This is a genomic window from Massilia hydrophila (assembly GCF_020208145.1).
In the GTDB taxonomy this organism is placed as follows: Bacteria; Pseudomonadota; Gammaproteobacteria; order Burkholderiales; family Burkholderiaceae_D; genus Telluria; species Telluria hydrophila.
Genome location: NZ_JAHYBX010000005.1, coordinates 215,235 through 238,007, shown reverse-complemented (window position 1 = coordinate 238,007; position 22,773 = coordinate 215,235). Strand labels below are relative to the sequence as shown.

The 22,773-nt window shown below is 67.0% G+C and carries 22 protein-coding genes; 13 read left to right on the top strand and 9 right to left on the bottom strand.

What is annotated here, in order from left to right; genetic code table 11:
- Positions 1–154: 154 nt before the first annotated feature.
- Both pilB and LE190_RS14515 read left to right on the top strand, forming a co-directional pair.
- A complete protein-coding gene (gene pilB / locus LE190_RS14520; RefSeq protein ID WP_225239370.1) occupies positions 155–1,882 on the top strand; it encodes a type IV-A pilus assembly ATPase PilB in 1,728 nt (575 codons plus the stop codon).
- 14 nt (positions 1,883–1,896) lie between these two features.
- Complete coding sequence (locus LE190_RS14515; RefSeq protein ID WP_224947837.1) at positions 1,897–3,132, top strand: type II secretion system F family protein; 1,236 nt, start codon at positions 1,897–1,899, stop codon at positions 3,130–3,132.
- 100 nt (positions 3,133–3,232) lie between these two features.
- Here the strand turns inward: LE190_RS14515 and LE190_RS14510 are convergent, their stop codons facing one another.
- From LE190_RS14510 to LE190_RS14500, 3 genes are all read right to left on the bottom strand, one after another.
- Positions 3,233–4,801 carry a TerC family protein gene (locus LE190_RS14510; protein WP_225239369.1) on the bottom strand — a complete coding sequence of 523 codons (1,569 nt, stop codon included), beginning with the start codon at positions 4,799–4,801 and terminating at the stop codon, positions 3,233–3,235.
- A 199-nt stretch (positions 4,802–5,000) separates the two neighbouring features.
- Positions 5,001–5,324 carry a hypothetical protein gene (locus tag LE190_RS14505; protein WP_225239368.1) on the bottom strand — a complete coding sequence of 108 codons (324 nt, stop codon included), beginning with the start codon at positions 5,322–5,324 and terminating at the stop codon, positions 5,001–5,003.
- A 109-nt stretch (positions 5,325–5,433) separates the two neighbouring features.
- The gene (locus LE190_RS14500; protein WP_225239367.1) at positions 5,434–6,333 is read right to left on the bottom strand and encodes a LysR family transcriptional regulator; all 900 of its coding nucleotides are present in this window, start codon (positions 6,331–6,333) and stop codon (positions 5,434–5,436) included.
- Positions 6,334–6,433: 100 nt separating this feature from the next.
- Here LE190_RS14500 and LE190_RS14495 point away from each other — a divergent pair, with 100 nt between their 5' ends.
- Both LE190_RS14495 and LE190_RS14490 read left to right on the top strand, forming a co-directional pair.
- On the top strand, positions 6,434–6,862 hold the full coding sequence (locus LE190_RS14495; RefSeq protein ID WP_225239366.1) for a tellurite resistance TerB family protein: 429 nt from the start codon (positions 6,434–6,436) through the stop codon (positions 6,860–6,862).
- A gap of 77 nt (positions 6,863–6,939) precedes the next feature.
- Positions 6,940–7,926, top strand: coding sequence for a TerC family protein (locus LE190_RS14490; RefSeq protein ID WP_225239365.1), 987 nt, complete (start codon positions 6,940–6,942; stop codon positions 7,924–7,926).
- A gap of 29 nt (positions 7,927–7,955) precedes the next feature.
- Here LE190_RS14490 and LE190_RS14485 read toward each other — a convergent pair whose 3' ends face one another.
- Entirely contained in the window at positions 7,956–9,302 is a 1,347-nt protein-coding gene (locus tag LE190_RS14485) for a hypothetical protein (protein WP_225239364.1), read from the bottom strand.
- Positions 9,303–9,544: 242 nt separating this feature from the next.
- Between LE190_RS14485 and LE190_RS14480 the strand changes: the two genes are divergently transcribed.
- From LE190_RS14480 to yidD, 5 genes are all read left to right on the top strand, one after another.
- Positions 9,545–10,417 carry a prepilin peptidase gene (locus tag LE190_RS14480; RefSeq protein WP_225239363.1) on the top strand — a complete coding sequence of 291 codons (873 nt, stop codon included), beginning with the start codon at positions 9,545–9,547 and terminating at the stop codon, positions 10,415–10,417.
- Position 10,418: 1 nt separating this feature from the next.
- Complete coding sequence (coaE, locus tag LE190_RS14475; RefSeq protein ID WP_225239362.1) at positions 10,419–11,042, top strand: dephospho-CoA kinase; 624 nt, start codon at positions 10,419–10,421, stop codon at positions 11,040–11,042.
- Positions 11,043–11,141: 99 nt separating this feature from the next.
- Positions 11,142–11,897: a cell division protein ZapD gene (gene zapD / locus LE190_RS14470; RefSeq protein ID WP_224947828.1), complete on the top strand. Its 756-nt coding sequence runs from the start codon at positions 11,142–11,144 to the stop codon at positions 11,895–11,897.
- An 11-nt stretch (positions 11,898–11,908) separates the two neighbouring features.
- A complete protein-coding gene (gene yacG, locus LE190_RS14465) occupies positions 11,909–12,091 on the top strand; it encodes a DNA gyrase inhibitor YacG (protein WP_224947827.1) in 183 nt (60 codons plus the stop codon).
- Between the two features lie 4 nt (positions 12,092–12,095).
- Positions 12,096–12,554, top strand: coding sequence for a membrane protein insertion efficiency factor YidD (yidD, locus tag LE190_RS14460; protein WP_225239361.1), 459 nt, complete (start codon positions 12,096–12,098; stop codon positions 12,552–12,554).
- On the opposite strand, the gene LE190_RS14455 is transcribed toward yidD, so the two are convergent.
- From LE190_RS14455 to LE190_RS14440, 4 genes are all read right to left on the bottom strand, one after another.
- A complete protein-coding gene (locus LE190_RS14455) occupies positions 12,539–12,952 on the bottom strand; it encodes an NUDIX domain-containing protein (protein ID WP_225239360.1) in 414 nt (137 codons plus the stop codon). The two genes, yidD and LE190_RS14455, sit on opposite strands and share 16 nt — an antisense overlap.
- Positions 12,945–13,841, bottom strand: coding sequence for an ATP-binding protein (locus tag LE190_RS14450; RefSeq protein WP_225239359.1), 897 nt, complete (start codon positions 13,839–13,841; stop codon positions 12,945–12,947). The genes LE190_RS14455 and LE190_RS14450 overlap by 8 nt, the downstream gene beginning before the upstream one ends.
- A gap of 17 nt (positions 13,842–13,858) precedes the next feature.
- Positions 13,859–15,097: a bifunctional glutamate N-acetyltransferase/amino-acid acetyltransferase ArgJ gene (gene argJ, locus LE190_RS14445; protein WP_225239358.1), complete on the bottom strand. Its 1,239-nt coding sequence runs from the start codon at positions 15,095–15,097 to the stop codon at positions 13,859–13,861.
- Positions 15,098–15,166: 69 nt separating this feature from the next.
- Positions 15,167–15,652, bottom strand: coding sequence for an Lrp/AsnC ligand binding domain-containing protein (locus LE190_RS14440; RefSeq protein WP_224947822.1), 486 nt, complete (start codon positions 15,650–15,652; stop codon positions 15,167–15,169).
- Between the two features lie 115 nt (positions 15,653–15,767).
- Here LE190_RS14440 and LE190_RS14435 point away from each other — a divergent pair, with 115 nt between their 5' ends.
- Both LE190_RS14435 and alr read left to right on the top strand, forming a co-directional pair.
- Complete coding sequence (locus LE190_RS14435; RefSeq protein WP_225239357.1) at positions 15,768–17,057, top strand: D-amino acid dehydrogenase; 1,290 nt, start codon at positions 15,768–15,770, stop codon at positions 17,055–17,057.
- 14 nt (positions 17,058–17,071) lie between these two features.
- Positions 17,072–18,175, top strand: a complete 1,104-nt coding sequence (gene alr, locus LE190_RS14430) for an alanine racemase (protein WP_225239356.1) — start codon at positions 17,072–17,074, stop codon at positions 18,173–18,175.
- A 17-nt stretch (positions 18,176–18,192) separates the two neighbouring features.
- Here alr and LE190_RS14425 read toward each other — a convergent pair.
- A protein-coding gene (locus tag LE190_RS14425; protein ID WP_374041198.1) for an IS5 family transposase occupies positions 18,193–19,055 on the bottom strand; the annotation gives its coding sequence in 2 pieces (ribosomal slippage) (positions 18,193–18,686 and positions 18,686–19,055; 864 coding nt in all).
- 320 nt (positions 19,056–19,375) lie between these two features.
- Here LE190_RS14425 and mshL point away from each other — a divergent pair.
- Positions 19,376–21,166 (top strand): pilus (MSHA type) biogenesis protein MshL, encoded by a 1,791-nt coding sequence (gene mshL, locus LE190_RS14420; RefSeq protein ID WP_225239355.1) that lies wholly within the window; start codon positions 19,376–19,378, stop codon positions 21,164–21,166.
- An 11-nt stretch (positions 21,167–21,177) separates the two neighbouring features.
- Entirely contained in the window at positions 21,178–22,746 is a 1,569-nt protein-coding gene (locus tag LE190_RS14415) for a tetratricopeptide repeat protein (RefSeq protein WP_225239354.1), read from the top strand.
- Positions 22,747–22,773 lie beyond the last annotated feature (27 nt).

Here is a 22,773-nt window from a genome sequence, read left to right as displayed (position 1 = left end):
TGTCGGACGGGCCATGAAAACGCCCGATGCCACCCCGTCCACGTGGCGCGCACGCATCTGTCCGGGACGGAATCCTTTACAAAGTTGATGCCTGTAGGCATCATCGAGCGTATCCTTCCTGGGTCATTTCTCCTATTTCACGGCCTCGTTTTCTATGGCAGCAGTCCTTCCCAACACGACCACCAGCGCTTCCCTCGCGGGACTGGCGCGGGCGCTCGTGCAGGCGAACCGGCTGAGCCCGAACCAGGCCGACCTGCTGCAAAAGAAAGCGGCGGCCGACAAGACCGCCTTCATCGACACCCTGCTCGAGAGCGGCATCATCGACGCCGGCGCGCTGGCCAGCTTCTGCGCCGAGACCTTCGGCTATCCGCTGCTCGACCTGTCCAGCTTTTCGCCCGAAGCGATCCCCCTGGCCGCCATCGACGCCAAGCTGATGCAGGCCCAGCGCGTGATCGCCCTGGCCAAGCGCGGCAACAAGATGTCGGTGGCCCTGTCCGATCCGACCAATAGCCAGGCCCTGGACCAGATCAAGTTCCAGAGCGAAGCTTCGGTGGAGCCGGTGATCGTGGCCCACGACGCCCTGCTCAAGCTGCTGGGCAGCCTTGCCAAGAGCGCCGAGCAGAGCCTGAACGAGCTGGCCGGCGAAGAAGACGAGATCGAGTTCGCCGAAGAGGAAGCGCAGCCGGCCGCGCCGCCCGACGCCAGCAACGACGTCGAGGATGCGCCGATCGTGCGCTTCCTGAACAAGATCCTGATGGACGCGGTGTCGCTGGGCGCGTCGGACATCCACTTCGAGCCCTACGAAAAGTACTACCGGATCCGCATGCGGGTGGACGGAGTGCTGCGCGACCACGCCAACCCGCCGCTGTCGATCCGCGAAAAGCTGGTCTCGCGCATCAAGGTGCTGGCCAAGCTCGACATCTCGGAAAAGCGCGTGCCGCAGGACGGCCGCATGCGCCTGATCCTCGGTCCGACCCGCACCATCGACCTGCGCGTCTCGACCCTGCCCACGCTGTTCGGCGAAAAGACGGTCATGCGTATCCTCGACGCGACCCAGGCCCAGATGGGCATCGACGCGCTCGGCTACGACCCGGACCAGAAGGCCCTGCTGCTGGACGCGATCACCCGTCCCTACGGCATGGTGCTGGTTACCGGCCCCACCGGTTCCGGCAAGACGGTGTCGCTGTACACCTGCCTGAATTTGCTGAACAAGCCGGGCATCAACATCTCGACCGCGGAAGACCCGGCCGAGATCAACCTGCCCGGCGTGAACCAGGTCAACGTCAACGACAAGGCCGGCCTCACCTTCCCGGTGGCGCTGAAGTCCTTCCTGCGCCAGGATCCGGACATCATCATGGTCGGCGAGATCCGCGACCTGGAAACGGCCGACATCGCGATCAAGGCGGCCCAGACCGGGCACATGGTGTTCTCGACCCTGCACACCAACGATGCGCCATCGACCCTGACGCGCCTGATGAACATGGGCGTGGCGCCCTTCAACATCGCGTCCTCGGTGATCCTGATCACGGCCCAGCGCCTGGCGCGCCGCCTGTGCGCCTGCAAGCAACCGCTCGAGACCGGGCGCGAGGTGCTGCTGGCGGCCGGCTACCGCGAGTCCGACCTGGACGGCGACTGGAAACCCTACGGCCCGGTGGGCTGCGACCGCTGCCTCGGCTCCGGCTACAAGGGCCGGGTCGGCATCTACCAGATCATGCCGATCTCGCCCGCGATCGAAGCCTTGATCCTGGCCAGCGGCAACTCGATGCAGATCGCGGCCCAGGCCGAGAAGGAAGGCGTGAACTCGCTGCGCCGCTCGGGCCTGATGAAAGTGAAACAAGGCCTGACGAGCCTCGAAGAAGTGCTCGGCTGCACCAATGAATAGGAAACCCTGACGACATGGCTAGCCTCCTCCCCACCAAGAGCCGCGGCGGCGCCCCGGTCAAGGAAAAGGTCTATGCCTGGGAAGGCAAGGACCGTTCCGGCAAGACCGTGCGCGGCGAGTTGCGCGCGGGCGGCGAGGCGATCGTCAACGTCACCCTGCGCCGCCAGGGCATCCTGGTCACCAAGGTCAAGAAAAAGGCCTACCGCAGCGGCAAGAAGATCACCGACAAGGATTTGAGCCTGTTCACGCGCCAGCTGGCCACCATGATGAAGGCCGGCGTGCCGCTGCTGCAGGCTTTCGACATCGTCGGCAAGGGTCACGGCAACCCGTCCATGGGCAAGCTGATCATGGACCTGCGCAACGACGTCGAGACCGGCACCAGCCTGAACAATGCCTTCCGCAAGTACCCGCTCTACTTCGATCCGCTGTTCTGCAACCTGGTGGGCGCGGGCGAGCAGGCCGGTATCCTGGAAGACCTCCTGACGCGCCTGGCGATCTACAAGGAAAAGACGCTCGCCATCAAGGCCAAGATCAAGTCGGCCCTGACCTACCCGATCGCGATCATCGCGATCGCCTTCGTGGTCACGGCCGTGATCATGATCTGGGTGGTGCCGGCCTTCAAGGAAGTGTTCAAGAGCTTCGGTGCCGACCTGCCGGCGCCCACCCTGGTCGTGATGGGGATCTCGGAATTCGTCGTGGCCTGGTGGCACGTGATCTTCGGCTCCATCTTCGCCGGCCTGTATTTCTTCTTCCAGGCCTGGCGCCGCTCGCGCAAGGTGCAACAGGCGATGGACCGCATCCTGCTGCGCCTGCCGATCTTCGGCGCCGTGATCCGCAAGGCGACCATCGCGCGCTGGACCCGTACCCTGTCGACCATGTTCGCGGCCGGCGTGCCGCTGGTCGAGGCGCTCGACTCGGTGGGCGGCGCTTCCGGCAACGACGTCTACCTGGAAGCAACGCGCAAGATCCAGAACGAAGTCAGCACCGGCACCAGCCTGACGCTGTCGATGCAGAACGCCAACGTGTTCCCGAACATGGTGATCCAGATGGTGCAGATCGGCGAGGAATCCGGCTCGCTCGACGCCATGCTGGGCAAGGTGGCCGATTTCTTCGAGGAGGAAGTCGACGAGGCGGTGGCCTCGCTATCCTCGCTGATGGAGCCGCTCATCATGGCGGTGCTGGGCGTCTTGATTGGCGGCCTGGTGATTGCAATGTACCTGCCGATCTTCAAGCTGGGTTCGGTGGTGTAAGGGCCGCGGCCCCGCCCCCCTTGCAGGGCCGCGTTCCGGTCTGCAGGATGTCTTCAGGCAGCGCCCGCCTGCCTTCGTGCCGGCAGCGGCGGGCGCCGCATCAATGCGTTTCCTCCGGGGTGGCGCTGTCGACGCGGCGGATCGATACCTTGGCGATGCGCCGGTCTTCGACCACCAGGATCTCGTAGCGCAAGCCATCGACTTCGACGAACTGCCCCGCGTCCGGCAGCGTCTCGAAGCGCGCTAGCAGGAAGCCGGCCAGCGACGTGTAGTCATCGTCCTCGCTGACCAGTCCCGTGGTGTCCAGCACCTGCTCGAGCTGGTGCAGGTCGGCCGCGCCATCGACTTCCCACAGTCCAGGTCCCTTCGGCTGCACGGCGAGTTGCTCGTCCTCGTCCGGGAACTCGCCGGCAATCGCTTCGAGCAGGTCGACGGGCGTCAGCAGGCCCTGGATACTGCCGAATTCATCCGCAACCAGGACCAGCTGACCGTGCGAGCGCTTGAGTGTTTCCATGGCCCTGAGCACGCCGGCGGTATCCGGCAGGACGATGGGCTTGCGCAAGGACGCGTTGTCGGTGGATTCGTCGACACGCTGGAGCAGGAGCAGGTTGCTGATCAGGTCCTTGGTGCGTGCGATACCGATGATATTGTCGACATCGCCCCGGCACACCGGCATCAGGCTGTGCGGCGTTTCCTGCAGCTGCGCCAGGATGTCGTCGGCGCTGTCCTCGAGATCGACCCAGGACATTTCCGAGCGTGGTGTCATGATCGAACGGATCGACCGGTCGGCCAGTGCCAGCACGCCACTGACCATGTTGCGCTCCTCGGGCGCGAACGCTTCCGCGTGCACGGCCTGGGGCGCTTGCACGTCGGATGCGGTCTCGCCCGCTTTCCGGCTGCCCAGCAGGCGCAGCACGGCTTCCGCGGTCCGGTCGCGGAAGGGCATGCGGGCCTCGCTCTTGAGCAGGTTGCGGCGCGCGAACTGGTTCAGGGTTTCGATGAGGATCGAGAAGCCGATCGCCGCGTACAGGTAGCCCTTGGGAATGTGGAAGCCCAGGCCTTCGGCCACCAGGCTCAGGCCGATCATCAGCAGGAAACTCAGGCACAGCACCACGACGGTCGGATGCGCATTCACGAAGCTGGTCAGCGGCTTGGACGCCAGGATCATCACGCCGATCGAAATGATCACGGCCGCCATCATCACGCCGAGCTGGTCGACCATGCCCACCGCGGTGATGACGGCATCAAGCGAGAATACGGCGTCCAGCACCACGATCTGGGCCACGACGGCGGAAAAGCTGGCATAGACCTTCGACTCGGAGCGGTTGTGCACGACGCCTTCCAGCCGCTCATGCAGCTCGACGGTGGCCTTGAAAAGAAGGAAGACGCCGCCGACCAGGAGGATCAGCCCGCGCCCGGAAAAGCTGATCGGTCCCACCGAAAACAAGGGTGTGGTGAGCGTGACCAGCCACGACACGATGGTGAGCAGGCCGAGCCGCATGACCATCGCCAGGGACAGTCCGATCAGGCGCGCCTTGTCGCGCTGGTGGGGCGGCAGCTTGTCCGCCAGGATGGCAATGAAGATCAGGTTGTCGATGCCCAGGACGATTTCCAGGATCACCAGTGTCAGCAGGCCCACCCATATAGTGGGGTCGAATAGCCATTCCATGGCATTTCCTTCTTGATGTAGTAACGATGATTGTTTGTCTGTGGCCGTGCATGCCTGTACACCGGCGCAGCGTCCAGGCACGGGAACCAGCAGGAAAAATACCTGATACAGGCCCGGCCCGAAGCGCGTGACGTTGGCATTGCGCCGGCGTCGCGGATGCGGGACGGCGGGCATTGCCAGCGCAACGCCGGAGGGAGGCTCAGCGCACCCGGGGCGGCTCTTTTGACGGGAATGGGGGATGGCTGCGCCATGCTGCGCCGTGCGCCGACGGCGCCTTGCCGGGGACCAGCGCAAGCTGCAGTCCGCCTTCTGCATGCACGACATCGTGGAAGTCGATCCCGGCGGGCGCCTCATCCGGATCGTCGTCGAATGCGCTGCCGAGACGGGAATCGTCGGCCACCGCGCTTGATGGTTCGAGGTGTTCGCTTGCACCAGCCTGCTGCAGCGACGATGCAGACATGGACAAGGCAAGTACATTCAGGGGAAACAGCAGAATCAGGAAGATGACGAGTACTCGTCTCATAAGGATGTCGTGGAACGGGACGTGGCCAGTATAGCATGCGGTTTCCGGGCTCCCGCTTTCCGGCTCCCGCTTTCCGGCTCCCCTACTGGCGCGCTTGCGGCGGACAGCCTCAGTCGCCGCGCGCGAACACTTGCCCCGCCCCTTCCAGGATGCGGCGCACCGCCGGGTGGCGTTCGCGCCGTTCCACCGACACCGCATAGAAATGCTCGACGATGCTGTCGATGACGCCCACCGGTTCCAGGCCATTCTCGGCCTGGACGATGTCGGACAGCGCGGTCGGCGCCACCATGAAACCGGTGCCGGAACAGGCGAAGGACTTGAGCAGCGCGCCATCGTCGAATTCGCCGACCGTGATCGGGCGCAGGTCATGGCGTTCGAACCAGCTCATCAACTGGGTGTGGATCGCCGCCTCCTGGCCCGGCAGCAGGAAAGGCGCGTTCCTCAGGCGCTGCGGGAAGGCGCCCGGCCAGTCCTGGCATAGCGCGGGGTGGCCGAACACGGTCAGGGTGCTCGATCCCAGCAGCTGGGTGTAGCCGCGCACGGCGCCGCCGGTCGCCAGCCCCTGGTCGGCGATCACCAGGTCGAGCTTGTGGGCGGTCAGGTCGAGCACCAGGTCCTCGAAGCGGCCCTCGCGGCAGATCAGGCGCATCGCAAGGCCCGCTTCGCGCGCCGGCTGCAGCAGGCGAAAGGCGAGCGTCTTGGCGATCACGTCGCAGATCCCGACCCGCAGCGTTTCCTCGCCGGTGAACACGCCGCGCCGTACTGCCTGTTCCAGCTCGTTGCCCAGGTCAAAGATCTGCTCGGCATAGCGCAGCACCGTCTTGCCGGCCTCGGTCAGTTCCAGGCCACGCCCCTTCTTCTGGAACAGCGCTTCGCCCAGCTGCTCCTCGAGCACCTGCAGCTGCATGCTGATCGCCTGGGCCGTCACGTGCAGCTGCTCGGCGGCGCGCGCCACGCTGCCATGCGTGGCGACCGCATGAAAGTAATGCAGGTGTTTATAGTTGAGCATGAATACTTAAGTTTAATTTACTTATTTCGAAAGATTAATCGATTTTACTTTAGTTTTTTCGGCTCTTATAGTGATCTCACTTTCATTTTACGAGGTCACCATGCACGCTTATATCCCTAACAGTCCCGAAGCAGTCAGCCGTATCCTGGCGCTGAGCATGATCGTCGACGGCCATGTCAGCCCGTCCGAACTGCGCGTCATGCACGGGGCTCCCTTCCTGGAACAGTTCAAGGTGGACGACGAGGTATTCGACCGCACCCTGCGCGAACTGTGCGAAGACCTGCTCGATGCGGCCGCCAACCGGCGCGCCGGCATGGTCGAGATCGACCCGGCCTTGCTGGACGCGCTGATGCTCGACATCCGCGATCCGCTGCTGCAGATCTGCCTGTGGAAGACCATGGTCGATATCGTCCAGGCCGACGGCCACCTGGACGAGCGCGAGACCACGCTGGTGCGGCGCGCGGCGCGTGCCTGGTTCGGCCAGGCCCACGCCAGCGATGCCTTCAGCACGGCGGCGCTCGCTTCCTGACCCTGTCGCGGCCTGCGATGGGCGCGCATGCATCCCTGTAACGGCGCCTGGCGGCGCCTCTTTGACTGGAGACCCACATGGACCTGCTGAACGCACTCTGGCTTGGCACACCGGCCTGGACCTGGCTGGTGTTCCTGTCGATCGTCGTCGTCTTGCTCGCCTTCGACCTCGGCGTCCTCAACAAGAAAGACCACGTCATCGGGGTCAAGGAAAGCCTGAAGCTGTCGGCGCTTTACCTGACGGCCGGGCTGCTGTTCGGCCTGTGGGTCTGGCATGAACTCGGCAGCGAGAAAGGCCTGCATTTCTACACCGGCTTCCTGATCGAGAAGAGCCTGTCGCTCGATAACATCTTCGTGATCTCGCTGATCTTCGCGACCCTGGCCATTCCCCCGCTGTACCAGCACCGGGTGCTGTTCTGGGGCATCGTGGGGGTGATCGTGACCCGCGGCATCATGATCGGCGCCGGCTCGGCCCTGGTGCAGAGCTACTACTGGACCCTGTACCTGTTCGGCGCCTTCCTGGTCATCACCGGTATCCGCATGTTCTTCGTCTCGACCGACAGCGACGACATCCGCGAGAGCAAGCTGCTGTCCTGGCTGAAGCGCCACTTGCGCGTCACGCCTGAACTGCACGGCAACCATTTCCTGGTGCGCCAGCCCAACCCGGCGGGCGGCAAGCCGCTGCTGTGGGCGACCCCGCTGTTCCTGGCGCTGTGCATGGTCGAGCTCACCGACGTGGTGTTCGCCGTCGACAGCGTGCCGGCCATCTTCGCGATCACGAGCGACCCGTTCATCGTGTACACCTCGAACATCTTCGCGGTGCTGGGACTGCGCGCCCTGTACTTCGCGCTGGCGGCGATGGTGGCGCGCTTCCATTACCTGAAGTACTCGCTGGCCGCGGTGCTGGTCTTCATCGGCTCGAAGATCTTCCTGGGCGACTTCGTGTTCGGCGGCAAGGTGCCGGCAGGGCTGTCGCTGGCGGTCACCGGCGTGCTGATCGGCGCCGGCGTCCTGTACTCGCTGTGGCGCACCCGCGCCGCGCCGCCGGCGGCGAACGGGGGCTGAGGCGAAGCCGGGGGCGGCGCGGGAACGGCTCAGCGCGCCGCCTGCAGCCGGCGCGCCGTCCGCACCGTCCGTGACTTCAGGGCGTGCCACAGGTAGGCCGCCACGGCCAGCGGACGGCGCCGGTCCACGCCGCGCCGCGTCATGCGCTGCGGCAGGAAAAAGCGTCCGAACACCGACAGCCCGCTGCGGCGCAGGGTCTGGAAGCAGCCGCCGGCATAGACCTTGTCAAAGCCGTCGTCCGTGCGCAGCAGCTGCAGCAAGGTACCGGAAAACAGCGCCACATGCGCGGTCGATGCGGTCCCTCCTCGCGCCGGCCGCAGCCGGAACCCGTCACGGTAGGACAGCGCCACGTTCTGGCGCAGGTCCGGCAAATAAACCAGGAGCGGACGCAGCAGCCCGGCGGTCTCGAGCAGCCACGGCAGCGCATGCAGCGCCGCCCCAGCGCGCTCGCGGTAGCGCGCAAAGGCCGCCTTCAGTTCGCCCGGCGAGGCCCGCGGCGGACGCGGCAGGGGCGGCGGACGGGCCTGCCAGCAGGCGCTCCAGTGGTCCAGCGCCAGCGCATGGGCGCAAGCCAGCCCGGCGGGCGTATCGCGCTGCAGGTCCACCGTCACGCCAGGCATGAGGAAGCGTAGTACCCCGCGCAGCGCTTCCAGCCGCGGATGTTCGAGCAGCTCGGCGGGCGCCAGGCGGCCCCCATGCAGCCAGGCGTTGTCGGCCCGCGCGGGACGCGCGAACGAGGCGATCGGTACGACCAGCTGGGGACGGAAACATTCGGCCTGGACCGCCAGGCGCTCGGCCGCGGCGCCGGCGGCCGCCTCGCGCAGCGCGAAGCTTTCCGGGTTGCCGCACCAGCCCAGGCCGCCAAAGCCGCTGAGCAGCAGGTCGATGCGCGGTGCCGCCTGCCGGATGCGCGCCGCCGCGCCCTGGCAGGCGGCGGCCGTCGGCAAGGCGCGCTCGCCCAGGTTCAGGATGTGGCGCCCGCGGCAGCTGATCAGGCAGGCACTGTCGCCGTCGCCGCTGGCCAGCGCGGTCAGGCGCAGGTCGCCGGCCAGGGTCACCGTGGCGCCATCGGGGCATTCCGCCAGCGGCAGCCGGTGGCGCCGCAGTTCCTCGCCGATGCGCAGGTCGCGCCCCGGGCGGTAGAGGAAGGTGGCGATGCCGCGAAATTGCGTGCGGAACAGGCGCATGAAGGCGGACGAGAAGCGGTCCGGCGTGGCGCGCGAACACCAGATATAGACCGGCACCCCGGCGCCGTTCAGGAGCTCGACCAGGGCCGCGTTGCTGCTCGACTCGTCGACCAGGCGCCAGGCGCCGTCCAGGATCGTTCCTTCGAGCCAGGGGTCGGCCACCAGCACGGCGCCGTCGGTGCGGAGCATGAAGCAGGCATGGTTCAGGAAAGTAAAGCTGGCACGGGGCATCGCTGTTCACCGGGTGCATCGACCGACCCAGCGTAGCCGCGCGCCGCGCTGCACGCATGATCGGCCACAATCGGGCGCCATGGCGGCGCAGGGCAGCAACAGGCAGGCGCCCAGGCTTCGCCAAATCGCAGGAAAGCTCTACAATAGGTTGATACGAAGAATTATTTTCGCTTCACCTTCAATCACCGGACCCCGCCCCCATGCCCCTGGACTCCTTCCTGTTCGCCCCGCCCGCCACGCTGGCCGCCACCCTGGTGGCCGCCCTGTTCGGGCTGCTCGTCGGCAGCTTCCTGAACGTGGTCATCCACCGCATCCCGAAGATGATGCAGCGCGAGTCGGACAACTACGTGGCCCAGGAAAGCGGCAAGGAGCCGCCGCATACCGACCGCTACAACCTGATGGTGCCGCGCTCGAGCTGCCCCTGCTGCGGGCACGGGATCACGGCCATGGAAAACATCCCGGTCATCAGCTGGCTGGCGCTGCGCGGCAAGTGCCGCAGTTGCAAGGCGCCGATCTCGGCGCGCTACCCAGCCGTCGAACTGCTGACCGGTTTCCTGGCGGGCGTGCTGGTCTGGACCTTCGGCAGCGGCCTGGCCGGCCTGGCGGCGCTGCTGTTCCTGTTCCTGCTGGTGGCGATGACCTTCATCGACATCGATACCCAGCTGCTGCCGGACGACCTGACCTATCCGCTGCTGTGGGCCGGCCTGCTGGTGAACCTGGACGCCACCTTCGTGCCGCTGGCCGACGCCGTGATCGGCGCCGCCGCCGGCTACCTGGTGCTGTGGGCCGTGTACTGGCTGTTCAAGCTGGCCACCGGCAAGGAAGGCATGGGCTATGGCGACTTCAAGCTGCTGGCGGCCCTCGGCGCCTGGCTCGGCTGGCAGATGCTGCCGGCCATCATCCTGCTGTCCTCGGTGGTGGGGGCCCTGGTCGGCATCACCCTGATCGTGGTCGCCAAGCGCGGCCGCGACAAGCCGATTCCCTTCGGCCCCTACCTGGCGGCGGCGGGCCTGATCGCCATGCTCTACGGCAGCACCATCAGCGCCGGCTTGCAGTCTGTCCTGGCCGGCTGACATGGACACCCCCCGCCCGCCCGCATTCAGCGTCGGCCTGACCGGCGGCATCGGCTGTGGCAAGACCACCGTGGCTAACCTATTCGCCGCGCTCGGCGCCGCCGTGATCGACACCGACGAGATCGCGCATGCGCTGACCGTCCCGCAGGGCGCCGCCATGCCGGCCCTGCTGGCCGAATTCGGGCCGGACTTCGCCACCCCGGAAGGCGCGCTGGACCGGGCGAAGATGCGCGCCCTGGTGTTCGCCGATGCCGGCGCGCGCGCCAGGCTGGAGGCCATCCTGCATCCGCGCATCCGCGCGGCCACCGCGGCCGCCGCCGCCATCGCCACCGGCGACTATGTGATCTTCGTGGTGCCGCTCTTGATCGAATCGGGCACCTGGCGCGAGCGCGTCACGCGGGTGCTGGCGATCGACTGCCCGGAAGACGTGCAGGTGGCGCGCGTGATGGCCAGGAACGGGCTGCCCGAGGCCCAGGTACGCGCCATCATGGCGGCCCAGGTCACGCGCGCGCAGCGGCGCGCGGCGGCCGACGACATCATCCTGAACGACGACGGCCTGGAGACGCTGCGGCCCCAGGTCGAGGCGCTGCATGCGCTATACCTGTCCCACAGCAAAGTTATATGAGACGTCCCTGGCTGCGTTAATGTGACATTTGTAATTTTGCGCAGCATGGTTCAGAATCACGGAGTTGCTCGCCAGCCCTACATTCAGAGGAATGTCATTTTGATCGTCTACGAATATCCTTTCAACGAGCGGATTCGCACGTTGTTGCGGCTGGAAGACCTGTACGAGAAGTTCAAGTTTTTTGTACAACAAGAGCACCCGATGCAGCACCACGTGGCCCTTGCCACGATCTTCGACATGCTGGAAGTGGCCGGCCGTGCCGACCTGAAGTCGGACCTGCTGCAGGAACTCGAGCGCCAGAAGCAGAGCCTGCTGTCCTGGCGCAGCAACCCGAACGTGGCCGCCGAGACGCTCGACGCTGTGCTGGCCGAGCTGGACGCGGTGAGCGGCGCCCTGGTCGCTTCCCAGGGCAAGACCGGGCAGAACGTGCGCGAGAATGAATGGCTGATGAGCATCCGCGGCCGCACCATCATTCCCGGCGGCGCCTGCGAATTCGACCTGCCCTCGTATTACGCCTGGCAGCACCGTCCGGCTGCGCAGCGCCAGGCCGACGTGATGGGCTGGTTCGCCCCGCTGGCCCCGCTGTTCGAGGCGCTGGCGCTGGTGCTGCGCCTGCTGCGCGACTCGGGCGGCCCGGTCAAGATGATCGCTTCCGGGGGCAGCTACCAGCAGATGTTGCAGGGCAAGGTGTACCAGATGCTGCGCCTGTCGATCGACGGCGCGCTCGATGCGATCCCCGAGATTTCGGCCAACAAGTATATGCTGTGGGTACGCTTCACCACGCAGGGCGGCGACTGCAAGCCCAAGGCGCTGGAAGAAGACGTGCCGTTCAACCTGACCCTCTGTAACTTTTGACTGGTTTTAAGATGACTGTCGTCGCCTGCCCGACCTGCGGCAAGAAGGTCGAATGGACCCCGGCCAACGCCTACCGCCCGTTCTGCTCCGAGCGCTGCAAGCAGATCGACCTGGGCGCCTGGGCCGACGAGAAATACACGATCCCCGGCGCCCCGCAGGGCCAACCGCAGGGCGAGAAGCCGTCCGACGAATAGGCGCATGCGCGGCCCGGTCTCCGTCGTGTCGCGCCTGGCGCTGTGGGCGATCCGCCTGTACCAGCGCCACCTCTCTCCCATCAAGGGCTATTCCTGCGCGCTGCGGGCAGCGACCGGCGCCGACAGCTGCTCGGCCTACGGCTACCGCGTCATCGCGCGCCACGGCCTGCTGCGCGGACTGCACCTGCTGCGGCGCCGGCTGCGGCGCTGTGCCACGGCATGGCGCACCGCTGCCGCGCCGCGCAACCCGCTCCTGCATCACCAGCGCGGCGACTGTGACATGCTGCCCTGTGATGCTTGCGACGGCTGCGACCTGCCGTCCCCGCGCACGCTGGGACGCTGCCTGGGCAGCGGCAGCGGCGACTGCGCCTGCGGCCTGGCCGACCTGGTGGCCGGCCTGTTCGATTGCGGGAAGGAAGAGCGGCGCCGGCGCCGCCAGGAACGGCGTCAGGCGCGCGGATAGCGCACCAGGTCGAGCCATTCCAGCAGCGGGATGGTGGCCGGCAGCAGCGGACTGACGCTATAGCCGCCCTGCCAGGCAAAGGCCTGTCCTTCCAGGCTTTGCGGTTCCCCTTCCCACTCCCGGCAGATGTAGAAATACAGGCGCACGTGGGCGTGCTCGTACACGTGCTCGACGCAGCACCAGGCTGCGCCGCTGAGCACCTTGATTCCCAGTTCCTCGACGAACTCGCGCTGCAGCGCGTGGAAGATGTCTTCGCCCGGTTCGACCTTCCCGCCCGGGAATTCCCAGTAGCCGGCATACGGCTTGCCGTCCGGACGCTGGCCCAGCAGCACGTCGCCGTTCGGGCGCATCAGGATGCCGACCGCGACGTCGACCGGTTTCGCTGTCGTTTCACGCATCGCTTGCCCGATCCGGCAGCCTGCCGGCATGGTCTTTCGCAAACTGCCAGGCCACCCGCCCCGAGCGCGAGCCCCGCTGCAGGGCCCATTGCAGGGCTTCGGTGCGCGCCGCATCGATCTGCTGCGGCGTGCAGCCGAAGCCGGCCAGCCAGTGCGCCACGATGTCCAGGTAGTCATCCTGTTTGAAGGGATAGAAGGACAGCCACAGCCCGAAGCGCTCGGACAGGGAAATGCGCTCTTCCACCGTCTCGCCCGGATGCAGGTCGCCATCCTCGCCGTGCGTGTAGCCGGCGTTATCCGACATCTTCTCGGGCATCAGGTGGCGCCGGTTCGAGGTCGCATAGATCAGCACATTGTCCGATGGCGCCGCGATGCTGCCGTCCAGCGCCACCTTGAGCGCCTTGTAGCCCGCCTCGCCCTCTTCGAAGGACAGGTCGTCGCAGAAGATCACGAAGCGCTCCGGCCTGCCGGCCACCAGGTCGACGATGTCGGGCAGGTCGGCCAGGTCGGCCTTGTCGACCTCGATCAGGCGCAGGCCCTGGCCGGCGAAGCCGTTCAGGCAGGCCTTGATCAGGGACGATTTGCCGGTGCCGCGCGCGCCGGTCAGCAGCACGTTGTTGGCCGGGCGGCGCCCCACGAACTGCCTGGTGTTCTGCTCGATCGCGCGTTTCTGGGCGTCGACGTGCTGCAAATCCTCGAGCCGGATGGTGGAGGCATGCAGCACCGGCGCCAGGTAGTTGCCGGCGCCGGTGCCGCCCGGGCGCCTGCGCCAGCGGAAGGCGAAGCCGCGCTTCCAGTCCGGCTCGCGCGGCACGCCAGGGGGCAGCAGCGCCTCCACCCGCGCCAGCAGGGCTTCGGCGCGGTGCAGGAACTGTTCCAGGGAGGTCATCGGGCCTGGTACGCCAGTCAGGAGCGGTAGTCCGCGTTGATCGAGACGTAGTCGTGCGACAGGTCGCAGGTCCAGACGGTGGCGCTGGCTTCGCCGCGGCCCAGCGTGGCGCGCACCGTGATCTCGGCCTGCTTCATCACGCGCTGGCCGTCTTCTTCGCGGTAGTCCGGATTGCGGCCACCGGCCTTGGCCACCCACACGTCGTCCAGGTAGAGGTCGAGTTTGCTGGTGTCGAGGTCGTCGACGCCGGCATAGCCGATCGCGGCCAGGATGCGGCCCAGGTTCGGGTCGGAGGCGAAGAAGGCCGTCTTGACCAGCGGCGAATGCGCGACCGCGTAGGCGATTCTCCGGCATTCTTCCACGTTCCTGCCCCCCTCCACCGTGATGGTCATGAACTTGGTCGCGCCTTCGCCGTCGCGGATGATCTGCTGCGCCAGGTTGCGCGAGATATCGGTCACGGCTTCCTTCAGCGCCTCGTACTCGGCACCGGTGGCGGCATCGACCGCCAGGCTGCCGGCACCGGTGGCCACGACGATGAAGGAATCGTTGGTCGAGGTGTCGCCGTCGATCGTGATGCTGTTGAAGGAGTGGTCGGCCGCGTGCTTCACCAGTTCGTCCAGCACCGGCTGCGCCACCTTGGCGTCGATCGCGAGGTAGCCCAGCATGGTGGCCATGTTCGGCTTGATCATGCCGGCTCCTTTGCTGATGCCGGTCATGGTGACGCTGTGGCCGCCGATGGTGACGGTGGTTGATGCCGCCTTCGGCTGGGTGTCGGTGGTCATGATCGCCTCGGCGGCGTTGAACCAGTTGTCCAGCTTCAGGTTCGCCACCGCGGCGGGCAGGCCGGCGATGAGCTTCTCGATCGGCAGCTGTTCCAGGATCACGCCGGTGGAGAACGGCAGCACCTGCTGCGCTTCCAGGCCGAGCAGCCTGGCCACCTCGGCGCAGGTGGCCTGCGCATTGGCCAGGCCCTGCTCGCCGGTGGCGGCGTTCGCGTTGCCGGTATTGACCACCAGCGCGCGGACCGGCTTGCCGCCATTGGCCATCGCCGCCAGGTTGGCCTTGCTCACCTGGACCGGCGCGGCGCAGAAGCGGTTGGTGGTGAACACGCCGGACACGGTCGCGCCTTCGGCCAGCTTCATGACCAGCAGGTCCTTGCGGTTGGGCTTCTTGATGCCGGCTTCGGCAAAGCCGATCTCGATGCCCTTGACGGGTTTCAGGTCGGCTGCGACTGGCAGGGGGGAATTGACGGCCATGGTGATCTCGCTGGAAAAATTGTCGAATGCATTATTGTACCGTCAGCGCCATGCGGATGCGGCGGCGCTTCAGCGCGGAATCGACAGCGCCAGCGTTTCCTTCAGCTCTTCCATCACCACGTAGCTCTTCGACTGCCCGGCGTCGGCCACGTGCAGGATCTCGCCCAGCAGGCGCCGGTATTCCGACATTTCCGGGATGCGCGCCTTGATCAGGTAGTCGAAGTCGCCCGACACCAGGTGGCATTCCATCACTTCGGGAATGCCGAGCATGGCGCGCCGGAAGCGGTCGAAGGCCTTCTCGGACTTCTGGTGCAGCGTGATCTCGACGAACACCAGGATCTGCAGGCCCATCGCCTGCGGGCTCACGCGCGCATGGTAGCCGGTGATCACGCCGTCGCGCTCCATTCGCCGCACCCGCTCGATGCAGGGCGTGAGCGACAGGCCCACCTGTTCGGCCAGTTCCTTCATGGCGATCCGGGCGTCATCCTGCAGCACCGCCAGGATGTGGAGGTCGATCTTGTCGAGGATGCGGTTGGAAGTCTTTTGGACGCGCATGAACTTTCACTGAAAACCTGTGTAATAACAGAATCCATTATTCCATCATGGGCGGTATGATGGCAATCTTTTCTAAATCCGGCTTCCTTACTTTATTACAGGACCTAGGCACATCATGCGCGTTCTCGTACTGGGCAGCGGCGTGGTCGGCGTGACCACCGCTTACTATCTGGCCAAGGCAGGCCACGACGTCACTGTCATCGACCGCCAGGCCGGCCCCGCCCTGGAAACGAGTTTCGCGAATGCCGGCCAGATCTCCCCGGGCTACGCCTCGCCCTGGGCGGCGCCGGGCATTCCGCTGAAGGCCGCGAAATGGCTGTTCCAGGAACACGCGCCGCTGGCGATCCGTCCGGACGGCTCGCTGTTCCAGCTCCAGTGGATGTGGCAGATGTTCCGCAACTGCACGGCCGACCGCTACGCCGTCAACAAGGAACGCATGGTGCGCCTGGCCGAGTACAGCCGCGACTGCATCCGTGAACTGCGCGCCGAGACCGGCATCGAGTACGAGGGCCGCGCCCTCGGCACGATCCAGCTGTTCCGCACCCAGCAGCAGCTGGAGGGCGCGGCCAAGGATATCGAGATCCTGCGCGAGGCCGGCGTCGACTACGAGCTGCTCCAGGGCCGCGAGCTGGGCCAGGCCGAGCCGGCGCTGGGCGAGCACGCCGGCCTGGTGGGCGGCCTGCGCCTGCCGAACGACGAGACCGGCGACTGCCAGCTGTTCACCACCCGCCTGACCGCGATGGCGCGCGACCTCGGCGTGCGGTTCGAGTTCGACACCGAGATCCGTGCGCTCGACATCGGCAACGGCCAGATCACCGGCGTGCGCACCGACAAGGGCACGCTCACCGCCGAGCGCTACGTGCTGGCGCTGGGCAGCTATTCGCGCCTGCTGCTGAAGGAGCAGTTCGCGCTGCCCGTGTATCCGCTCAAGGGCTACTCGATCACGGTGCCGATCACCGATGCGCAGCGCGCGCCGGTGTCGACCATCCTGGACGAGACCTACAAGATCGCCGTGACCCGTTTTGACGACCGCATCCGCGTCGGCGGCATGGCCGAGATCGCGGGCTACAGCAAGACCCTGAACCCGGCGCGCCGGGCGACGCTGGAAATGGTCGTCAACGACCTGTTCCCGGGCGCCGGCGACACCCGCCAGGCCGCTTTCTGGACCGGCCTGCGCCCGATGACCCCGGACAGCACCCCGGTGGTGGGCGCCACTCCGCTGCGCAACCTGTTCCTGAACACCGGCCACGGCACGCTGGGCTGGACCATGGCCTGCGGCTCGGCCAGCGTCATCGCCGACCTGGTGAGCGGCAGGAAGCCGGCCATCCGCGCCGACGACCTGGCCGTGTTCCGCTATGCCGGCACGCCGCGCCGCGCGCCGGCGCCGGAACTGGCCGAAGCCTGAACGCCCGCCAGCCGATGCTGCATTCGGTGGAGGCGGCCCGCGCCGGGGCCGTGCTGACGGTCGACCTGGGCGCGGTACGCGCCAACTACCGCCAACTGGCCGCCATGGCGCGCGCACGCTGCGCGGCCGTGATGAAGGCCGATGCCTACGGGCTCGGCATGGAACAGGTGGCGCCCGCGCTGGCGCAGGAAGGCTGCACGGTGTTCTTCACCGCGCACCTGGACGAAGGCATCCGTCTGCGTCCCCTGCTTGGGCCCGGCTGCGCCATCTACGTGCTGCATGGCCCGCCACCGGGTACCGCCGGCGACTGCGCCGCACATGGCCTGGTTCCGGTATTGAACGACCCCGGCCAGCTGCACGAATGGCGCGCGCTGGCGCGCGCGCTCGGACGTGAACTGCAGGCGGCGATCCAGCTCGATACCGGCATGTCGCGCATGGGCATCGCTCCCGCCGACCTGGCGGCCCTGAGCGCGGACCCCGGCTGGCTGGACGGCCTGCGCCCGGTACTCGTGATGAGCCACCTGGCCAGCGCCGACGAGCCGGCGCATCCGATGAACGCGGCGCAGCGCGAGCGTTTTGAGCGCCTGCGCGCCATCCTGCCCGGCGTGCCGGCCAGCCTGGCGAATTCCTCGGGCATCTTCCTCGGCCCGGACTACCACTACGACCTGCTGCGCCCGGGCGCCGCGCTGTACGGCATCAACCCGCAGCCGGGCAATCCGAACCCGCTGCGCCAGGCGGTGTCCCTGCATGCGCGCGTGGTGCAGGTGCGCACGGCGATCGACGGCGACGTCGTGGGCTATGGCTGCCACCACGTGGTGGCCGGTGCGCGCCGCATCGCGACGGTGTCGATCGGCTACGCCGACGGCTGGCTGCGCTCCCTGTCCGGCCGCGGCCAGGCCCGCATCGGCGGCCAGGTGGTGCCGGTAGTCGGCCGGGTCTCGATGGACAGCATGGGCCTCGACGTGACCGGCGTGCCGGACAGCCTGGTCCAGCCCGGGGCCGAAGTCGAGCTGCTCGGCCCCACGCTGACAGTGGACGACGTGGCCGCCGCCGCCGGCACCATCGGCTACGAAGTCCTGACCCGCCTGGGCAGCCGCTTCCACCGCCGCTACCGCTAGGGTCTGTCTGACTGAGTTCAGGGAAGCCATAACATTATTGTCGCCACGATGACTGCGGCGAGGTAGTTATGGCCGCGCTTGTCGTAACGCGTTGCAACGGCGCGGAAGTCCTTCAGCCGGTTGATCGCCCGCTCGACGACGTTGCGGCCTTTGTAAGCTTCGACGTCGAACCTTGGTGGCGCGCCACCGTTGCGTCCTTTGCGCAGTCGGCTTTTCTGCGCATCGAGACGTTCAGGACACACACAGCGTATCCCGCGGTTTTGGATCTGCTGTCGATAATGACGTGCGCCATAGGCGCGGTCGACGCGCAAGCATGAGGGACGTTTGCGAGGCCGGCCACGGGCAGGACGCGGTACCGAGATGGCATCGAGAACCTGTCCAAGATTTGCCGCATCGCTGCATTGTCCAGCAGTGACGACAATCGACAAGGGCAGACCGTGCCCATCAACACACAGGTGAATCTTGCTGGTGATGCCGCCGCGCGATCGGCCGAGCCACTCGTCAGTTATGAGCCCCTTTTTTCCGCCGCAGGCAATTTCTTGCGGGCCCCGGCGGCGCTACGGTGAGCTTTGATGTGTGTAGCATCGAGCGCAGCGCCATCCCAATCGATCAGGCCAGCTTCATCGGCTGCCGCTTGCATGACTGTGAGCAAGCGCTTCCAGGTACCGTCGCGCGACCAGCGGACAAACCGGTCATAACAGGTCTGCCAAGGCCCGTAGCGCGCTGGAATGTCGCGCCAAGGCGCCCCAGTCCTTAAACGCCACAGGATTCCATTGATCACATGTCGGTGCTCGACATAAGCATGACCGTGATGCGGATTTGGCGGCAGATGGGATTCCAACCGCCGCCATTGCTTCTCGGTTAGATCAGTTCGGCTCATCTTCATAGCCCTCCCGATCTAATTCTCTCATTCTTCGCCTTCGCTCAGTCAGACAGACCCTAGGCGCCACGCCCGGCGGGGTGGCCGGCTGTGCCGACCGCGCGCGCCGGTGCACCTACACGCATTCCCTCCTGCAGCACCCCATCTTCGCTCGCCACGAGCCGCCTCCAACATCGCCCGCCGCACGCGCAGGCGGTTCTGCAACGCTTGCCTTCCTGTCTCGCAGGCAATTGAACCACATCAACAGTTGCACAAAACCAAAATGCTACTTTGAAACACCTTCTGGTTGGAAACAGTCACAGTTTAGGAACGGAAAGCAAATGCTCAAACGCGCCGTCGTACTTGCCTGTAGTGCGGTCCTGGCCGGCTGTGGAACCCAGCCGGCCGCCATTTCTCCCACGCATGTCAACCGCCCCGCGCATCCGCAGGGAGCGATTCCCGAGCCGGTGCGGCAAAGCCGGGTCCTGCCTCCGCCCGCGCCCGTCAAGAAAGCGGAAACCTACAGCGTGACCGTGTACCGGCTGCCCGTCCAGTCGCTGCTGTTCGCGCTGGCGCGCGACGCCAGGATCAACATCGACGTCCATCCCGGCATCGAGGGCGAGGTCACGCTCAATGCCCTGGACCAGACCCTGCCCCAGATCCTGGAGCGCATCAGCAAGCAGGTCGACCTGCGCTATTCCCTCAATGGCCAGAACCTGGTCGTCATGCCCGACACGCCTTTCCTGCGCACCTACCGGATCGACTACGTGAACGTGGCGCGCAGCACGGAAACGAAGGTGAGCATCGCCACCAATATCTCCACCCCGGGCACGCTCGGCAATGCCATGGGCGGCGCCGGCGGTGGCGGTGGCGCAGGCGGCGGCACCGGCGGTGGCATGGGCATGGGCGGCAGCGGCGACAACAACTCCACCACCACCGTCACCAACACCTCGACCAACCACTTCTGGGAGCAGCTCGAAAAGAACGTGCGCGACATCCTGGACGAACCGGAACGCGCACGGGCCGCCACCCGTCCCGCCGCGCCCGTGGAGCCGAACGCGGCCGCACCGGCTTCCGCGCCGCCGCCCGCGGCCGAGAAGGCGGACAGGGGCCGCCCAACCGCCGTCATCGCCAATCCCGCGAATGGCCTGCTGGCGGTGCGGGCCACCGCGCGCCAGCACGACCGGGTGCAGGAATTCCTCGACCTGCTGCTATCGAGCGCCAGGCGCCAGGTGCTGGTCGAAGCCACCGTGGTGGAAGTCCAGCTGAACGACAATTACCAGCAAGGCATCAAGTGGGACAGCCTGCGCCTCGGCGCGGAAGGGACCAATGTCTTCATCGGCTCGCCCAACCTGCCGACCGGCACCTTCCCGGTGAGCGGCCCGGACGGGATGCTGGCGATTAACTACCTGAATCCGACTTCGCGCCTCGGCAACCTCGCCGTCAGCCTCAAGCTGCTGGAATCCTTCGGCAAGGTGCGGGTGCTGTCGAGCCCGAAGATCAGCGTCCTCAACAACCAGACGGCGATGCTGAAGGTGGTGGACAACCACGTCTACTTCACCGTCGAATCGTCCATCACGAGCGGCACCGCCGGCTCGCCCAGCCTGGCCACCTACACCTCGACGCTGCATACGGTGCCGGTCGGCTTCGTGATGAGCCTGACGCCCCAGATCTCGGCCGCGGGCGAAGTCACCTTCAACGTCCGGCCCAGCATTTCGCGCATCGTCGGCTTCGTCGAGGACCCCGCGCCGGCCCTGGCCGGCTCCGGCGTCAAGAACCGGATTCCCGAGATCCAGACGCGCGAAATGGAATCGGTCATGAAGGTGGGCAGCGGCCAGATCGCCGTCATGGGCGGCCTGATGCAGGATACGGTCAACAACCTGCGCGACGAGATCCCGATCGCGAGCCGGATTCCGTTGCTGGGCAACTTGATCACGGCCAGGAACGAGACCACCACCAAGTCCGAGCTGGTGATCTTCATGCGTCCGGTCGTGATCCGCGACGCCAGCATCGAGGGCGACTACAAGGACTACCGTTATCTGTTGCCGAAGGAGGCAAGGCCGGACCGCGACGCATTCAGCGGCCTGGACGATGCCCGCGGCACCGCCGTTTCCGGGATGGAGGAATCGTGAGCAGCTTACTGATGCAAGCCCTGCAAGACGCCGAACAGGCGCGCAACCCCGGCCGCGGCGGCGCGCCGGCCGATCCCGACCGCGCGGACCTGCGGCGCGCACCGAACGGCGCCGCCGTGGCCGATGCCGGGGTGAATGCTCCTTATGCGCGCGAAATGACGCTGGAGCCCTTGAACTTCATGGAAGCGGTGTCGGTGGCCAGCGCGGCCGAGACCGGCGACGACACCTGCTTCGCCGAGTCGGTACCGGATGCCCCGCTGCCGACCGTGCACCCCGGCAGTGTGCCAGCCTCGGCCGGCCCGTGGCAGCTTCCGCCCGTGGCGCGCAACGACCTGGTGCTCGACGCCGCGCGCCTGGAGCGTTCCGGAGGACGCAGCGCGCCGGACGAGCTCGCCGAACCCGACGCCTACGGCGACGCCGCCGCCCGGCCGGGCCCGGACCAGGATCCGGACCTGGAGCAGCCAGCCAGGCTGGCGCCATCGCGGGAGCATGCGGAGCAGGCCGGCGCCGACATGCCCAGCCTGTCCGGCGACGACAGCCCACCCTACCTCCAGGCGCCAGCACGTCCGGCCGGCGCGGCGCGCTCGACCTCGCGCCGGCTGGTGCTGGTGGCGGGCATCGGCGCCGTCACGCTCGGCCTGGCCGGCGTGTTCGGCTATATCTACATGCAGTTGGGCACGGATGCTTCCGCCCCCGACACACTGGCCCAGGCGCCGGCGCCACTGCCGATGCCGCCGGGCGCGGGGGCAGCCAATCCGGGCGAGCCGGCAGCCGCTGCCACCGCTTCACCGGCTGCCGATACCCGGAGCGCGGACCCCGCCGCTGCCACGCTACCGCCCGTCCAGCCCGTCCAGGCCAGCCAGCCCAGCCAGCCCAGCCAGGCCACCGCCAGCGCGCCGGACCCGCATCCGCGCCTGCTCCCCAGCGCGCCGGCGGCACCGGCGCCGGCGCAGGCACTGGCGGACGGCGAACGCATCGACATCCGGCGCGGCAGCACCGGCAGCGCCGGCGCCACCCTGCAGGCCGCCTACCGCGCCTGGCAGCAGGGCGACAATGCCAATGCCCGGCAGCTGTACCAGAAGGTGCTGGGCAGCGACCAGAACAACCGCGACGCCCTGCTCGGCCTGGCCGCGCTGGCGCTGGCGGAAGGCAAGGAAGCCCAGGCGCTGGCCCTCAACCGGCAACTGCTGGCGCTCGATCCGCTCGATGGCGACGCGCATGCCGCCTTGAGCGGGCTGCGCCAGGACGAAGCCGGCAGTGCGGAAAGCCGGCTCAAGCGGGTGCTGGCACACGACCCGCAGTCGGCGCCGGCCCTGTTCGCGCTGGGTAACGTGTATGCCGGGCAGATGCGCTGGGCCGAGGCCCAGGATGCCTACTTCCGGGCTTTCCACAACAACGCCCGCAATCCGGACTACGCGATGAACCTGGCGATCAGCCTGGACCGGCTGGGCCAGACCCGCGCCGCGCTCGACTTCTACCAGCGCGCGCTCGCACTGGCCGCAACCGGCCGCGCCAGCTTCACGCACGAACAGGCCAGCGCGCGCATCACCGAACTGCAGGCCGTCGCCGCGGACCAGTGACGGGCACCTGCCACCGCAAGGAGTAGC

What these genes read in the sequence shown, in the direction of transcription:
- pilB (WP_225239370.1), top strand. Translation starts at nt 155, where the DNA reads ATGGCAGCAGTCCTTCCCAACACGACCACCAGCGCTTCCCTCGCGGGA.
- LE190_RS14515 (WP_224947837.1), top strand. Translation starts at nt 1,897, where the DNA reads ATGGCTAGCCTCCTCCCCACCAAGAGCCGCGGCGGCGCCCCGGTCAAG.
- LE190_RS14510 (WP_225239369.1), bottom strand. Translation starts at nt 4,801, where the DNA reads ATGGAATGGCTATTCGACCCCACTATATGGGTGGGCCTGCTGACACTG.
- LE190_RS14505 (WP_225239368.1), bottom strand. Translation starts at nt 5,324, where the DNA reads ATGAGACGAGTACTCGTCATCTTCCTGATTCTGCTGTTTCCCCTGAAT.
- LE190_RS14500 (WP_225239367.1), bottom strand. Translation starts at nt 6,333, where the DNA reads ATGCTCAACTATAAACACCTGCATTACTTTCATGCGGTCGCCACGCAT.
- LE190_RS14495 (WP_225239366.1), top strand. Translation starts at nt 6,434, where the DNA reads ATGCACGCTTATATCCCTAACAGTCCCGAAGCAGTCAGCCGTATCCTG.
- LE190_RS14490 (WP_225239365.1), top strand. Translation starts at nt 6,940, where the DNA reads ATGGACCTGCTGAACGCACTCTGGCTTGGCACACCGGCCTGGACCTGG.
- LE190_RS14485 (WP_225239364.1), bottom strand. Translation starts at nt 9,302, where the DNA reads ATGCTCCGCACCGACGGCGCCGTGCTGGTGGCCGACCCCTGGCTCGAA.
- LE190_RS14480 (WP_225239363.1), top strand. Translation starts at nt 9,545, where the DNA reads ATGCCCCTGGACTCCTTCCTGTTCGCCCCGCCCGCCACGCTGGCCGCC.
- coaE (WP_225239362.1), top strand. Translation starts at nt 10,419, where the DNA reads ATGGACACCCCCCGCCCGCCCGCATTCAGCGTCGGCCTGACCGGCGGC.
- yacG (WP_224947827.1), top strand. Translation starts at nt 11,909, where the DNA reads ATGACTGTCGTCGCCTGCCCGACCTGCGGCAAGAAGGTCGAATGGACC.
- yidD (WP_225239361.1), top strand. Translation starts at nt 12,096, where the DNA reads ATGCGCGGCCCGGTCTCCGTCGTGTCGCGCCTGGCGCTGTGGGCGATC.
- LE190_RS14455 (WP_225239360.1), bottom strand. Translation starts at nt 12,952, where the DNA reads ATGCGTGAAACGACAGCGAAACCGGTCGACGTCGCGGTCGGCATCCTG.
- LE190_RS14450 (WP_225239359.1), bottom strand. Translation starts at nt 13,841, where the DNA reads ATGACCTCCCTGGAACAGTTCCTGCACCGCGCCGAAGCCCTGCTGGCG.
- argJ (WP_225239358.1), bottom strand. Translation starts at nt 15,097, where the DNA reads ATGGCCGTCAATTCCCCCCTGCCAGTCGCAGCCGACCTGAAACCCGTC.
- LE190_RS14440 (WP_224947822.1), bottom strand. Translation starts at nt 15,652, where the DNA reads ATGCGCGTCCAAAAGACTTCCAACCGCATCCTCGACAAGATCGACCTC.
- LE190_RS14435 (WP_225239357.1), top strand. Translation starts at nt 15,768, where the DNA reads ATGCGCGTTCTCGTACTGGGCAGCGGCGTGGTCGGCGTGACCACCGCT.
- alr (WP_225239356.1), top strand. Translation starts at nt 17,072, where the DNA reads ATGCTGCATTCGGTGGAGGCGGCCCGCGCCGGGGCCGTGCTGACGGTC.
- mshL (WP_225239355.1), top strand. Translation starts at nt 19,376, where the DNA reads ATGCTCAAACGCGCCGTCGTACTTGCCTGTAGTGCGGTCCTGGCCGGC.
- LE190_RS14415 (WP_225239354.1), top strand. Translation starts at nt 21,178, where the DNA reads ATGCAAGCCCTGCAAGACGCCGAACAGGCGCGCAACCCCGGCCGCGGC.